Here is a 13810-nt window from a genome sequence, read left to right as displayed (position 1 = left end):
GCTCATGAACGCCCCGCTCCTGTGCCCGCTGCCTGCCCGGCCAGCCACTCCTGGTAGGTCTGCTCGCCCCGTGGGCCGGGCCCGGCCGGCAGCAGGGCCCCGCCCGCCATCGCCCGGCCCACCCGGCCGGGCATCCGCACCGCCAGTACCCGGCGGCGCAGGCCGCGGGCCCTGAGCAGACGGCGGGCCATGTCCGGCAGGTACTCCTCGCGCGGGCCCGCCAGCTCCGGAGCCATCCCCAGCGGCGGTCCGACCGCCAGTTCGGCCAGTGCGGCGGCCACCTCCCGTACCGCCACCGGCTGCGAGCGCATCCGCGGCACCACGGCGACCGGGCCGGGCACCAGGGCCAGCACCTGGTCGGCGAACTCGTGGAACTGGGTCGCCCGCAGCACCGTCCACGGCACCGCACCCGCCCGCACGATCTCCTCCTGGCGGAGCTTGCCCTGGTAGTAGCCCAGGCCCACCCGGTCGACGCCCACGATGGACAGTGTCACAAGGTGGCTGACCCCGGCCTTCTCCCCGGCCGCCAGCAGATTCCGCCCCGCGGCCTCGAAGAACCCTTCGGCCGCCTTGCGGCTGGTCGTCGTGATGTTGGAGACGTCGACCACCGTGTCCACGCCGGCCAGCGCCTCCTCCAGACCTCCGCCGGTCAGCAGGTCGACGCCCTTGGACCGGGCGAGGACCACCGGCTGGTGCCCCTGCCCGGCCAGGATCCCGGCCACCTGCCGCCCGGTGAGCCCCGTTCCGCCCGCAACCGCTACCCGCATGGTCCCGCCGTCCTCTCCGTCAACGGGCCGTGACGTTCACGACCCACCACTGGACGGACGGGACGGCCCGCCGCCGTGTGACATCCCCGTCCCGGTCCTGCCGCCGCCGGCCGGCACCATCAGCGCGGCGCCGGCCACCACGAAGAAGCCGAGCGCGAGGACGTTCAGCACCTGGTCGGAGGTTCTGTACATGTCCAGGTGCCGCAGGTGGAAGGCCAGGTGCGGCACGCTGAAGACCAGCCAGGTCAGGCCGGTCACCGCGGCGAGCCGGTTGTCGCGGGCCCAGCGGGCGGCGCTCAGCGACAGCACCGCGAGTGCCAGATAGAGGGCGCCCACATCCCTGGCCAGATGCTCGTTGTACGGGCCGAGCACCGGCAGCCAGTGCAGGCCGAGGCCGGGGAAGGCGCGATACCAGGAGGTGGGGAGGAAGTACGCCCAGACACCCACGTACGCACCGACGGCGGCGACCACCAGCAGGAGCACACGGCGGAAGGTGATGTTCATACCCGCAGGACGAGGCAGCTCCGCCGGATGTGACATGCCGGGTCACTTGGCCGACACCGGAATGTGCGGGGTCGCGGCGAAGGCGGCCGTCGGTGTCATCGCCACCCCCTTCACCGTCACCGACCGGGAGGTGGAGACCTTGGCGCAGGCGCCGCCGCCCGCCGCGGTGCGGCCCGGCGTGGCCGGCGCGGTCGGGGAAGCCGCGACCTGGTGGGCCCGGTCCTCGAAGGTCTCATCCGACGGCGGGCCCGCGCCCGGCCCGGCCGCCGGGCCCCTGGACGGCCCCCTCGTCGTCGGTGCTCCGGTGCCGGTGACCTTCAGCGGACGGTCGGCGCCGATGGTCGCGAAGAGGCCCTTGGCGGCTGCCGCGGGCACCAGCCGGTCCGGATTGTCGGGGTCGGGGGCGCTCGGCATGGTGGTGAAGGTGAACCGGGCGGAGGGCACCTTGCGTACGTCGTCGGCCAGGCCCACCAGCTTGCGGATCGCGGCCAGCCCGGTGTCCACGGTCAGCGCCTTGGTCGCCGCGTCGGCCATCGTCAGCATCCCCGCCGGGTCGGAGAGCGAGCCGCCGTCGCGCATCCGGTGTGCCAGCGCGCCCAGGAAGAGGTGCTGGGCATCGGTACGGCCCAGGTCGCTGCCGTCGCCGAAGGAGTGCCGGGAGCGCAGGAACTCCAGCGCCGCCTCGCCCTTCAGCGAGTGGCGGCCCCTGGCCAGTTTCAGATGCGAGTACGGGTCGTACACATTGCGGTCCACGCACACCGACACCCCGCCCACCGCGTCGGACATCCGTACCACCCCGGCGAAGTCGGCGAGCATGAAGTGGTCGATGGGGAGCGCGGTCAGCCGGTGCACCGCGGCGACCGTACAGCCCGGGCCGTACTGCAGCGTGGAGTTGACCGGGCCGCGCCGGGACGCGGACACGCCGCCGTTCTGGGTCCGGCACGCGGGCAGCTGCATCACCGTGTCCCGGGGGATGCTCAGCACGGTGGCGTGCGAGCGGTCCGCGGAGATGTGCAGCACCATCTCCACATCGGCGTTCTGCCCCGGTCCGCAGTCGCCGCCGAGCCGGCAGTCCTCCTGGTCCGAACGGGTGTCGGAACCGATCACCAGCACATTGAGCGGGGTGCGGCCGAAGGCGTCAGGGCGTTCCCGGCCCGCGTCCCCGCCGATCCCGCCGAAGAGCGGCATGTCCCGGATATTGCCGTTCAGCCGGAAGTAGACGAAGGCGCCGGCGCCCGCGGTCAGCAGCACCGCCACGGAGAGGCCCACGGTCACCCAGCGTGCCACCCGCTGCCGCATCGACCGCGGCCCGGCCCGCTCCGCCGCCTCCCCCTCGCCCCCGCCCTCCAGCTCCGGCTCTCCTTCGCCTCGCGGCGGCAGCCGCCCCGGCCCGCTCGGCTCTCCGTCGAGAGGGTGGTCATGCTCACCGTCGGCCATGGGTGTGTACGTCCTTGCGTCCGTCCGCGGGCCGGGGGCGGCTGCCGCGTCTCGTGGTCGTGCTGCTTGCTCCTTCCACGGCCGGCCCGGTCCCCCGGCCGCCCGCCGCGCAAGCCCGGGCGTGAGCCCACCGGTACACCAGCGCATCCGCAGTATCGCCCACGGTGACGACGAATCCCCGCTCCCGACCGGCGGGGTGTCGGACCGTCGGCGGTCACCGCGGGCCGCCCACCGGGGCGGCCTCCGGCCCGGCCACCGGGCCCGCCGCGTACCGGCCGGACCGCATGCGGAAGCGTGTCGGGCACCTCCCCTCCGGGCGCGCCGCGCCGTCCCGAGCCGCGCCCCCGCCGCCGGCGGCTCCCCGTCGTCCCCAGGTCTCCTCGGGCGGAGCTACCGTTGGTCACACGGAGCGTGCCCGCGTGGGCCGGAGCGCGCGGGAGCAGGAAGGAACGGGAAGCGACGGGAAGTGATGGGAGGTGACGGGAAGGAACGCGGAAGGAGGATCCGTGCGCGAGGAGGACCCAGGACTCTTCGGTCCCGACTCGGTGACCTGGCAGCTCCACGGCGACCCCGTGATGTGGATCGCCGGTGTCCGCGCGCTCTACCTGCAGGCCCTGCACCCACGGGCGGTGCGCGGCGTCGTGCAGAACTCCGACTTCCGCCGCGACGCGTGGGGCCGGCTGCTGCGTACCGCGTCCTTCGTCGGCGAGATCACCTACGGCACCACGCTCGCCGCCGAGCGGGCCGGCGCCCGGATCCGCGGCATCCACCGCAGGCTGACCGGCACCGACCCCGCCACCGGGGAACGCTTCCGTGTCGACGACCCCGAACTGCTGCTCTGGGTGCACTGCGCCGAGATCGACTCCTATCTGAACGTCGCCCGCCGCTCCGGCTATCCGCTCACCGACGCGCATGCCGACTCCTACGTGGACGAGCAGCGCGAGGCCGCCCGGCTGGTCGGGCTCGATCCGGCCGCCGTGCCCGCCGACACCGGACAGCTCGCCCGCTACTTCGACAAGACGCTCCCGGAGCTGGCCGCCACCCCCGAGGCGTACGACGTCGTCCGTTTCCTCAAGGCGCCGCCGGTGCCGCCGGTCCTGCTGCCGGTGCGCGCCGCCTTCTGGCAGGGGATCGCCGGTATCGCCTTCGGCGCGCTGCCGCCCTTCGCCCACGAGCTCTACGGCCGCCGCGCCCCCTCCGCGGCCGCCACCGACCGGCGGCTGCGGCTCACCGCCCGGGTGCTGCGGACCATCCCGGCGACCCTGCGCCGGCAGCTGCCGCCCGGCCACATCCTCAAGGCGGTGGGGCGGCTCGGGCCCGGCACCCACCCCTCCGCCCGCCGACTTCCGAAACCGGTTCCCGAAATGCCCTGATGCGCTGTCCCGCACACCGTCCGGCGCCGCCATACTTGGACCGGGGAAGCACCGAGAAGCACGGGGGCGGCGGCGCACGATGGCGGCTGGACATCATGACGGACATCTGGAACCGGACGGCGCGATACCCGGCCGGCCGGGGGCGAACGGCACCCTCATCCAGGGCCGGTACCGACTGCACGAGCTGATCGGCCGGGGCGGCATGGGCGAGGTCTGGCGGGCGCTGGACGAATCCCTCGGCCGCCGGGTGGCGGTGAAATGCCTCAAACCCGCCGGGCACTCCAGCGACGCCGGCTTCACCCGCGTCCTCCAGGAACGTTTCCGCCGGGAGGCCAGGGTCGCCGCCGGGCTCCAGCACCGCGGCATCACCGTCGTCCACGACTTCGGCGAGCACGACGGCCTGCTCTTCCTGGTGATGGAACTGCTCGACGGCCGGAATCTGCTCCAGACGCTGGAGGACGCCCGCCGCCACCCGCTGCCGGTCCCGGACATCACCGACATCGCGGAGCAGGTGACCGCCGCACTCGCGTACACCCACGACCAGGGTGTGGTGCACCGCGACCTGAAACCGGCCAACATCATCCGGCTCACCGACGGCGCCGTGAAGATCTGCGACTTCGGCATCGCCCGGCTCGGCCACGACATCGGCTTCACCTCCCGCCTGACCGGCAGCGGCGTCGCCATGGGCACCCCGCACTACATGTCGCCAGAGCAGATCGACGCCGCCGAGGTCGACCACCGCAGCGACCTGTACTCGCTGGGCTGTGTGCTCTACGAACTGGCCACCGGAGCACCGCCGTTCGACCTCGGCGACGCCTGGTCCATCCTGGTCGGGCACCGCGACACCGAGCCCGTGCCGCCGCGCGCGGGCCGCCCGGAGCTGCCCGCCGAGCTGGAACGCCTCATCCTCGACCTGCTCGCCAAGGACCCCGAACACCGCCCGCAGGACGCCGCCGACGTCCTCGGCCGGCTCAAGGCGATGCGGGCGGCGGCCGGGGTCACCGCGAGCCCCGCGGTCCCCGCCCGGCTGCCCGCCTGGGCGAGGAACGTCACCACCGGCAGCGCCGCCCGCTCCACCCGCGCCCACCGCATCACCGCCCCGCCGCACCACGAACTCACCGCTGCCTGGTCCACCCGCCCGGTGCCGGTGGAGGCCGACCCCGACGCCGTCGCCGCGCTGGCCGCCCGGCACGCCGAAGCCGCCGACCTGGCCCGGATCGGCAACTGGAGCCAGGCGTACGACCTGCACACCTCGGTCGCCGCCGCCCGCGACCGCGCGCTGGGCCCCGAGCACCCCGACACGCTCACCAGCCGCCACGAAGCCGCCTACTGCCTGACCCGGCTCGGCCGCACCGAGGAGGCGCTGCGGATGTACGAGTACGTCGCCGAGGCCCGGCGCCGCGTCCTTGGCCCCGAGGATCCGCAGACGCTGGTAGCCCGGCACGAGGCGGCGTACGAACTCGGCCGGCTCGGCCGCCACCTGGAGGCCCACCAGGAGTTCTCCGCGGTGCTCGCCGCCCGCGAGCGCACGGTCGGTCCCGACGACCCGGACACCCTGCAGTGCAAGCACAACCTCGGCGTCAACCTCGGGCTGCTCGGCCGGTCCGAGGAGGCGCACACCACGGCGGTCGAGGTGGCCGAGGCGCGGGCCCGGGTGCTGGGGGAGGACGACCCGGAGACGCTGGTGACCCGCTTCGAGGTGGGCCACGCGCTGGGCCGCACCGGCCGCTGGGCGGAGGCGCTGCGCACTTACCAGGAGGTCGCCGACGCGCGGGCCCGGGTGCTCGGCCCGGACCACACCGAGACACTGGCCGCCCAGTACGAGATCGGCATCTGCCTGGGCCGGCTCGGCCGCAGCGCGGACGCCCTCGCCCTCTTCGAGGACCTCGTCCCGGCGCTCACCCGTACCGTCGGCTCCACCGACGCGGAGACCCTGCGTGCCCGGCACGCGCTCGGCGTCAACCTCGGCCTGCTGGGCCAGTGGGACCGGGCGCTCGCCGAGTCCCGCGACGTGGCGGCGGTACGCGAACGGGTGCTCGGTGCCACCCACCCCGACACCCTGGTCAGCAAGCGGGAGATCGCCGTCGGCCTGGGCTGGCTCGGCCGCTGGGCAGGGGCACTCACCGTCTACCGCGAGGTCGCCGAGGGGCGCGAGCAGGTGCTGGGGCCGGCCCACCCCGACACCCTCACCAGCCGCAACGACGAGGCCCGCTGCCTGGCCCAGCTCGGCCGGACCGCCGAGGCGCAGGAGATCCTGCGCCGGGTCACCGACCTGCGCGAGGAGGCGCCGGAACGCCTCTGAGCCCGCGCGGACACCCCTCCGTCCCGACCCCGAGCACGCCGCACCGCCCGCCCGCCACCTGGACGGCCTCGCCGGGACCACCGCGCCAGGACCACCGCGCCAGGAACGCCGCGCCGCCCTCGTCACCGGCGGCGGTAGCGGGTGATCATCCGGGGGTAGAAGCCGAGCGGCGGCGGACACGACGGCGAGGAGCGGCGGCGAGTGGACAGCGACAGCGGCACGGTCCGTGTGATGACCTGGAACCTCTGGTGGCGGTTCGGCCGCTGGGAGGAACGCCGCGAGGCGATCCTGCGCACCCTGGAGGCGGAACGGCCCGGCATCCTGGGCCTGCAGGAGGTGTGGGGGAGCGCCGAGCACTCCGGCAGGGACGAGAACATGGCCCGCTGGCTGGCCGAGCGGCTCGGCATGCACTGGGCCTGGTCCCGCTCGCCGGTCCAGGCGCGCTGGCACAAGCGCAACGGCGGCGACACCTCGGTGGACGTCGGGGTGGCGGTGCTGAGCCGCTACCCGCTGCTGGAGACCGCCGAACGGCGGCTGCCCGCCGCCGACTTCCCCGACGACGGAAAGACCGTGCTGCACGCTTCAGTCGAACTCCCAGGCGGTGTGCTGCCGTTCTTCACCACCCACCTCAACTCCGGCCTGGACGAGTCCGCGGTCCGCTGCGCGCAGGTCCGGGAGATCGCGGCCTTCATGGCCGAGCGGGCGCGCGGACCGTATCCGCCGGTGCTGACCGGTGACTTCAACGCCGAACCCGACTCCGACGAGATGCGGCTCCTCTGCGGCACCAGGACCGCGCCCGCGGCCCGCGGGATGGTGCTGCTGGACGCCTGGCGGTTCGCCGATCCGGGGCTGCCGCAGGGCACGTGGGACCTCGCCCACGACCAGGCGGTCACCTTCGGCCGCGGCCCGAGCTGCGTCGACTTCATCCTCGCCGGGCCACCGCAGGCCGGCGGCCGCGGCCGTATCCGCACCGCGCGCCGCGCCGGAGACGTCCCGGTGGCGGGGGTCCAGCCGTCCGACCATGCCGCGGTGATCGCCGAACTGGCCCTGGCCGAAGGACCGGCCGGCCTGTGACGTCCGCGCCGCAGGCCCTGCCGCCCGCTCAGTCCCGGCTGAACTCCACCTCCGCCGCCTTGACCACCGTGCCGAAGCGCGGGAAGTCCAGCGTCACCGACGACTCGTGCTCGGCCGCGGTCAGCCCGGACATCGCGTCCGTGGCGAAGACCAGGTGGTATCCCAAGTCCGCGGCGGCCCGCGCGGTGGACTCCACGCCGAGGTTGGTGGCGACACCGGCCAGGACGAGGGTGCGCACCCCGCGCTCGTGGAGCCACTCGTGCAGCCCGGTGTCCTGGAAGGCGCCGACGGTGTGCTTGACCACCACCAGACCGGCGACCGCCGCCACTTCGGGCACCAGATCGCTGCCCGGCGGCTGGACCGGCACCCCCGGACGCCGTACCCGGACCGCGAGCACGGGCGCGCCCGCGGCGCGGAAGGTGTGCGCCAGGCCGAGCGCCGCGTCAAGGACGTCGGGGCCCGGATGCGGGGCCAGCGGGAGGGCGACCATACGGTCCATCAGGTCGATCAGGAGCAGAGCGGTGCGGGCCGGGTCGAGCCCGGGAGCCAGCGGGGACTCGCGTCGGGCGCCGGCCCGGCGACCGTGATCATGTGCGGTCATGATCGGACCCTACCCGGCCGGTCAGGCTCGTGGACCGATGATCCAACACGTGGGCGCATCAGGGCAGTTGCCGTTCACCGCCGCGACTGCGGCATGACATCCCGGCGGGCCGGAAGCGGGCGGCTTGCGCCTTCTCGTATCCGCGCCGTGTCCCGGCGGATACGCTGAGCGGGTAGGACGACGTGGCACGTGGGAGGAGCGCGGACGTGGCGGAGAGCACCATCGGACAGCCGTTGGCCAACGGAAAGAAGCCCCAGGTCGATCTGACGGACGCGGAGTGGCTGTCCAGCAGCCAGGGCACCGGAGATGTACAGATCGCCTTCGTGGAGGGCTACATCGCCATGCGCGACGGCCGGAGCCCCGACGGCCCGGCGCTGATCTTCACCCCCGCCGAGTGGCGCGCCTTCGTCCTGGGCGCGCGCGACGGGGAGTTCGACCTCACCTGACCGCTTCCGCGACCTGGAGACCGCCGCCGCCGGACCCCGTACGAGCTACGGGGCCGGCGGCGGCGCCGGTCGCGGGCGGCCGGAAGGCCGCGCTCCGTCACGGCCAGGGGCCGAGTTCCGGCAGCGGATCGCCGGTCAGCGGCCCGGCCGGATGCCGTCCGGCCAGCCAGGCCGCGAGGTCGGTGAGCCGCCCGGCCACCGCGACCGGCGTGCCCTCACCGCGGGTCCAGGTCCAGGGGCTGTCCACCGCGGTGAGCGTCAGCCGCACCCCGGCCGGCACCCGCGGCGCCAGGAACTCCGCCACATGCGCGGCGAACGGCTGCGACCAGTCGGTCACGGACGGCCCCAGCAGCGCGTCGGTGGTGTGGATCTCCAGCTCCCGCCACCAGGCGAGACCCGCGTCGAGCAGTACACCGTCGCGGTAGCGGACCGGGCGCTGCCAGTCCTCCGGTCCGACCCCCGACCAGGACGCCTCGACCTCGTCGAGCGCGTCGGTGAGCGCCGCTCGCAACTGCGCCGCACCGCGCCGCTGTCCGGCCTCGATCGCCGCGTTGCGGGCCGGACGTCCGCCGTCGTAGACGTCGATCAGCTTGCCGCGCAGCGCGTACCTGGCCTGCCGGGCGAGCGCCAGACCGACGCCCTCGATGTGGGAGAGGACATGCGCGCGGCTCCAGCCGGGCAGTGCGCTCGGTGCCCGGGTCACGTCGTCGGTGAGGCCGGGCAGCAACTCCCGCAGCCTGCGCTGCCCCGCGTCGAGTGCGGCCGGGAGGCCGACCGCTCGCGCGCTGTCGGGTGTCACGGACACAGCCGCCCCCGCTCCCAGTCGCCGTCGGTGCGCCGGTACTCGACGCGGGTGTGCCGGCGGTCGCGGTCGCCCTGCCAGAACTCCACCTGGTCCGCGCGCAGGGTGTAGAGCGTCCAGCCGGGTGCGACCAGACCCGGGTCGGCAGCGATCCGGGCGGCGCTCGCGCGTACCGCCTCCTCGCGGGCCGCCGGGTCGGTCAGCGGAGTGCTCTGCAGGCCGGGCAGGGCCTCGGCGCGGGCGCCGGGGGAGCGGGCAAGGAAGTCGGCGGCGGACTCCGCCGCGGTGCCGGGCTCGACCCGGCCGCGTACCCGTACCTGGCGGGCGAGTGGTGACCAGTAGAAGGTCAGCGCCGCCTCGGGGTGGGCGGCGAGTTCGGCCCCCTTGCGGCTGCCGGCGTCGGCGGCGAACTGCCAGCCCTCGGCGGAAACGTTCTTGCAGATCAGCACCCGCGCCGCCGGGTGCCCGTCGGCACCGGTGGTGGAGACGGTCATGGCGTGCGGTTCGCGCACTCCGCCATGGATGGCTTCGAGCAGCCAGTCGATGAAGAGTTCCTGCGGATCGGCCGGCAGCCGCGTGGTGTCGAACACCGGCAGATCACCCGAGAAGACCTCAAGTCCGCGCAGCACTTCGCGCAGGTCGGACACGGATACCCCCCTCGCTGTTAATGGTGTAGGGCGAAGATACCATTAAGCCCATGGACGTTGATCAACTCGCGGTCGAGCTCGCGGTCACCATCCGGCACGACGGCCACGGCGGTGTCGCCGACGACCTCACCGAGCCGGCCGGTCTTGACCGCTGGGTACGCGAGCACCCCGCGGCCCGCATCGCCGCGGGCCCGGACTTCACCGCGGACCCGGCCGCGCTGGCCGCGGTCGTCGAGGTGCGAACGGCGGTGCGCGCGCTCTTCGCCCGGGCCGTGCTGCCCGGACCGCCCAGTTCCGCTGACGCCGGCCTGCTGCCGCCGGCCGCGCAGGCGATCGGCCGGCTCAACGCGGCCTCGGCGCTGGTCCCGGTCACCGCGCTGCTCGACTGGCCGCCGGACGGCCCGCCGGCCGCGGGCTGGGCCGTCCCCGGCGGGCCCACCGCGGGAGACCGGCTCACCGGCGCCATCGCCAGGGCCGCCATCGCCTTCCTGGCCGGACCCGACCGGGAGAAGCTGCGGGCCTGCCCGGCCCCGCGCTGCGTCCGTTACTTCGTCAAGGAGCACGCCCGCCAGGAGTGGTGCAAGCCCTCGTGCGGCAACCGCGCCCGAGTCGCCCGTCACCACGCCCGCCGCCGGGCGCAGACCGCCGCGCACCAGGACTGATCCGCCGCGCACCAGGACCGATCCCCGCAGGACGGCCGGCGAGGGACCGGTGACCGGTCACCCGGAAGGCACAGAACATCTCTTACTACCGGTAAGGGGGGCGCACGCGGGGCGCAAGGGAGCTTCCGGGAGTCGCGGGGGTCGTGAGAGCTGGTGGGTCCGGGCGCCGCGTGGCAGGGTCCGCAGTGGGCCGGCCCGGAGGGTGCCTCCACGGTGCCGCAGCCGACGCCGTGCCGGTCATGTCTCCTGCCAGTGACGGACCGGCACGGCGGCTGTCCGCCCGGCGCCCCCTCCGCGGTTGCCTCCCGCCCCGTCCGGACACCGTTCCCGCCGCCGGTGAATTACCCGTCGTTCCCATTCCGTTATCCCCTCACACGCCGCAGCCAACGGCGTACGCTGTGAGCCCACTGGACCGGTGGTCATACGGGCTGTCGTGCGCCGGGCGCGCGCCCACCGGGAGGTTGGGGGGTGCACGATGTCGCAACGAGTTCCGCGCAACGGGCGCGCGTTACTCGAGCGCGAGGGCGAACTGGCCGCCGTCGACGAGGCGTTGGCCGACCTCGTGGGCGAGCGCGGCCATTCCCGCGGCGGGCTGCTGGCGTTCGCCGGTCCCGCCGGACTCGGCAAGACCACTCTGCTCGCGGAGGTCCGCAGACGCGCCGCCGCCCACAGCTGCACGGTGCTGTCCGCCCGCGGCGGCGACCAGGAACAGCAGGTCGCCTTCCACGTGGCACGGCAGCTGCTCCAGCCCCGGCTGGCCGGCAGTTCGGACCAGGAGATCCGCGCCACGCTGGGCAGTTGGTACGGCATCGTCGGCCCCGCACTGGGCCTGTGCACCGCCGACGGCCCGGCTCCCGACCCGCAGGGTCTGCGCGACGGCCTCGACTGGGTGCTGACCCACCTCGCCGTGCAGGACGCCCCCGTCGTCCTGGTCCTGGACGACGCGCACTGGGCCGATCCCCAGTCCCTCAACTGGCTGGCCGCCTTCGCACCCCGCGCCGACGAACTCGCGCTGCTCATCGTGGTGGCCTACCGCCCGGACGAACTCCCGGCCGGAGCCGACGCGTTCCGCTATCTGCCCGGCCGGGCGGGCTACCGGCCCATCGCTCTGGAACCGCTGACCGCCGACGCCATCGGCGAGCTGGTCCGCGACTCGGTCGGCGAGCACGCCGACGACGCCTTCTGCCGGGAGTGCTGGGCGGTCACCGCGGGCAATCCCTTCGAGGCCGTCGAACTGACCGTCAAGGTCCGCGACCGGGGGCTGCCCCCGGACGGGACGAGTACGCACCTGCTGCGGGACCTGGTGGCCGCGGTGAAGGGCCGCGGTCTGATCGCCCAGCTGGAGCGGCTCGGCCCCTCGACGGTCCGCCTCGCCTGGGCGGCCGCCGTCCTCGGCACCGAGATCGAGCCGGCGCTGGCCGCCACGGTGGCCGGACTCGGCCGGGAGGAGGCCGCCGACTGCGCCGACCGGCTGCGCGAGGCCCGCATCCTCACCGGCAGCCAGACGCTCGGCTTCGTCCACCCGCTGATCGCCACCGCCGTCTACCGGGCGATTCCCGACGCGGTGCGGGTCGCGCTGCACGGCCAGGCCGCCTGGTCCGTCGTGGACGCCGGGCAGGGCCCCACCGCCGCCGCCCGCCACCTGCTGGAGACCCATCCCGAGGGCGACCCCTGGGTGGTGCACCAACTGCGCGCGGCGGCCCGCGAGACACTGCGGGCCGGCGCCCCGGAAGCCTCCCGCACCCTGCTCGCCCGTGCCCTGCGGGAACCGCCGCCACCGGAGGAGCGCGCCGCGGTCCTCTACGAACTGGGCTGCTCCTCGCAGCTGCTCGAACCCTCCGCCACGGTCAATCACCTGCGGGCCGCGCTGGAGGAGGAGATCGACGACCCGGCGCTGCGCGACAGCATCCTCTTCCGGCTCTCCCAGTCCCTGGCGCACAGCGACCGGATGACCGAGGCCGCCGAGCTGGTCGGCCACGCCGCCCGCACCGCCACCGGTGCCAGGACCAGGCTGCGGATGCAGGCCGAGCAGTTCATGTGGGACGCCTTCCGCGCCGACGAACCCGACTCGCCCAGCCGCTCCCGGCGGCTGGCACGGCTCGCCGACCGGCTGACCGGCCGCGATCTCACCGAGCGCTACATCATCGCGCTCCGCGCCTGGGACGCCACCCTGCGCGGTGAGCCCACCGGCACGGTGCTCCGGCACGCCGCCCGCGCCCTGGAGGGCGGCCTGCCCTGGGCCGACGAGGACCGCGGCTTCGAGGTGCCGGTGCTCGCCGCCCTCACGTACATGTACGCCGACTTCCCGGACCGGGCCGAGGAGCTCTTCGCCACCGGCATCGCCGACTTCGAGCGGCAGGGCTGGCGCGGCGCCCACCTGTCCTTCGGTTATGTGCTGCTGGGCTACCTCCACTACCGGCGCGGCCGGCTCGCCGAGGCCGAGGAACTGGCCCGCGACGGGCTGCGGCTGGCCGAGCGGGTCGGGCGCGGCACGCCTGTGCAGTGGTACTCGATCGCCGTACTGGTCGAGATCCTGCTGGCCAGGGGGCGTACCGGGGAGGCGACCGCGCTCGCCGCCGACTACGCGTTCGAGGAGCCCTTCCCGGCCACCGTCACCTTCCCCGACGCCCAGGCGGTGCACGGCGAACTGCTGCTCGCCCGCGGCATGTACAAGGACGCCGCCACCGAACTGGCCTCCGTCGGGCGGCGGCTGGACCCGCGCGGGATGCGCAACCCGGCCTGGTGCCCGTGGCAGATGGATCTGGCGCTCGCCGAGTTCCACGACGCCCCGGAGCGGGCCGGCCGGACCGCCCTGGACGCGGTGACCCGGGCACGGCAGTTCGGCGCCCCCTCGACGATCGGGCACAGCCTGCGGGTCGCGGCGCAGGTGATCCGCGGGGACACCGGCCTGGACCTGCTCGCCGAGTCCGTCACCCAGCTGGAGGACTCGCCCAACGCCTACCAGCTGGCCTGCTCGCTGGTCGCGCACGGCACGGCACTGCGCCAGTCGCGCCGCACCGGCGCGCTGGCGGAGGCGGCCGACCGGCTGCACCGCGGCCTGGAGGTCGCCCTGCGCTGCGGCGCGGACGGCCTGGCGGCGACCGCGCGCCGGGAACTGGCCCTGATAGCTCCGCTGCGCCCGGCCGGTGTGACCGGCAACGGGCTGTCCGACCGGCCGCACACCGCATGACGTCC

The 13810-nt window shown here is 74.7% G+C and carries 12 protein-coding genes; 6 read left to right on the top strand and 6 right to left on the bottom strand.

Features of this window, described 5'->3' with window-relative positions:
* Positions 1 to 2 precede the first annotated feature (2 nt).
* The 3 genes from OG552_RS03085 to OG552_RS03075 are packed head-to-tail and all read right to left on the bottom strand — an operon-like array spanning position 3 to position 2708.
* Entirely contained in the window at positions 3 to 767 is a 765-nt protein-coding gene (locus tag OG552_RS03085) for an SDR family oxidoreductase (RefSeq protein ID WP_329129354.1), read from the bottom strand.
* A gap of 36 nt (positions 768 to 803) precedes the next feature.
* The gene (locus OG552_RS03080; RefSeq protein WP_329129352.1) at positions 804 to 1271 is read right to left on the bottom strand and encodes a hypothetical protein; all 468 of its coding nucleotides are present in this window, start codon (positions 1269 to 1271) and stop codon (positions 804 to 806) included.
* Between the two features lie 42 nt (positions 1272 to 1313).
* Positions 1314 to 2708 carry an LCP family protein gene (locus OG552_RS03075; RefSeq protein WP_329129351.1) on the bottom strand — a complete coding sequence of 465 codons (1395 nt, stop codon included), beginning with the start codon at positions 2706 to 2708 and terminating at the stop codon, positions 1314 to 1316.
* Positions 2709 to 3214: 506 nt separating this feature from the next.
* Between OG552_RS03075 and OG552_RS03070 the strand changes: the two genes are divergently transcribed.
* From OG552_RS03070 to OG552_RS03060, 3 genes are all read left to right on the top strand, one after another.
* Positions 3215 to 4081 (top strand): oxygenase MpaB family protein, encoded by an 867-nt coding sequence (locus tag OG552_RS03070; protein WP_329129350.1) that lies wholly within the window; start codon positions 3215 to 3217, stop codon positions 4079 to 4081.
* Positions 4082 to 4160: 79 nt separating this feature from the next.
* Positions 4161 to 6383 carry a serine/threonine-protein kinase gene (locus OG552_RS03065; RefSeq protein ID WP_329129347.1) on the top strand — a complete coding sequence of 741 codons (2223 nt, stop codon included), beginning with the start codon at positions 4161 to 4163 and terminating at the stop codon, positions 6381 to 6383.
* 201 nt (positions 6384 to 6584) lie between these two features.
* The gene (locus OG552_RS03060; protein ID WP_329129345.1) at positions 6585 to 7457 is read left to right on the top strand and encodes an endonuclease/exonuclease/phosphatase family protein; all 873 of its coding nucleotides are present in this window, start codon (positions 6585 to 6587) and stop codon (positions 7455 to 7457) included.
* Between the two features lie 28 nt (positions 7458 to 7485).
* On the opposite strand, the gene OG552_RS03055 is transcribed toward OG552_RS03060, so the two are convergent.
* Entirely contained in the window at positions 7486 to 8058 is a 573-nt protein-coding gene (locus OG552_RS03055; RefSeq protein ID WP_329129344.1) for an isochorismatase family protein, read from the bottom strand.
* 206 nt (positions 8059 to 8264) lie between these two features.
* Here OG552_RS03055 and OG552_RS03050 point away from each other — a divergent pair, with 206 nt between their 5' ends.
* Positions 8265 to 8504 (top strand): DUF397 domain-containing protein, encoded by a 240-nt coding sequence (locus OG552_RS03050; protein ID WP_329129343.1) that lies wholly within the window; start codon positions 8265 to 8267, stop codon positions 8502 to 8504.
* 97 nt (positions 8505 to 8601) lie between these two features.
* Here OG552_RS03050 and OG552_RS03045 read toward each other — a convergent pair whose 3' ends face one another.
* The gene (locus tag OG552_RS03045) at positions 8602 to 9309 is read right to left on the bottom strand and encodes a maleylpyruvate isomerase family mycothiol-dependent enzyme (protein WP_329129341.1); all 708 of its coding nucleotides are present in this window, start codon (positions 9307 to 9309) and stop codon (positions 8602 to 8604) included.
* Positions 9300 to 9953, bottom strand: coding sequence for a pyridoxine/pyridoxamine 5'-phosphate oxidase (locus OG552_RS03040; protein WP_329129340.1), 654 nt, complete (start codon positions 9951 to 9953; stop codon positions 9300 to 9302). The genes OG552_RS03045 and OG552_RS03040 overlap by 10 nt, the downstream gene beginning before the upstream one ends.
* A gap of 50 nt (positions 9954 to 10003) precedes the next feature.
* Between OG552_RS03040 and OG552_RS03035 the strand changes: the two genes are divergently transcribed.
* Both OG552_RS03035 and OG552_RS03030 read left to right on the top strand, forming a co-directional pair.
* Positions 10004 to 10615: a CGNR zinc finger domain-containing protein gene (locus tag OG552_RS03035; protein ID WP_329129339.1), complete on the top strand. Its 612-nt coding sequence runs from the start codon at positions 10004 to 10006 to the stop codon at positions 10613 to 10615.
* Between the two features lie 475 nt (positions 10616 to 11090).
* The gene (locus OG552_RS03030) at positions 11091 to 13805 is read left to right on the top strand and encodes an ATP-binding protein (RefSeq protein WP_329129338.1); all 2715 of its coding nucleotides are present in this window, start codon (positions 11091 to 11093) and stop codon (positions 13803 to 13805) included.
* The last annotated feature ends 5 nt before the right edge of the window (positions 13806 to 13810 follow it).

It is taken from the genome of Streptomyces sp. NBC_01476 (genome assembly GCF_036227265.1).
Taxonomy (GTDB): domain Bacteria; phylum Actinomycetota; class Actinomycetes; order Streptomycetales; family Streptomycetaceae; genus Actinacidiphila.
Note: the sequence above shows the minus strand (reverse complement) of the source record. Positions and strands in the feature narration are given on the sequence as shown.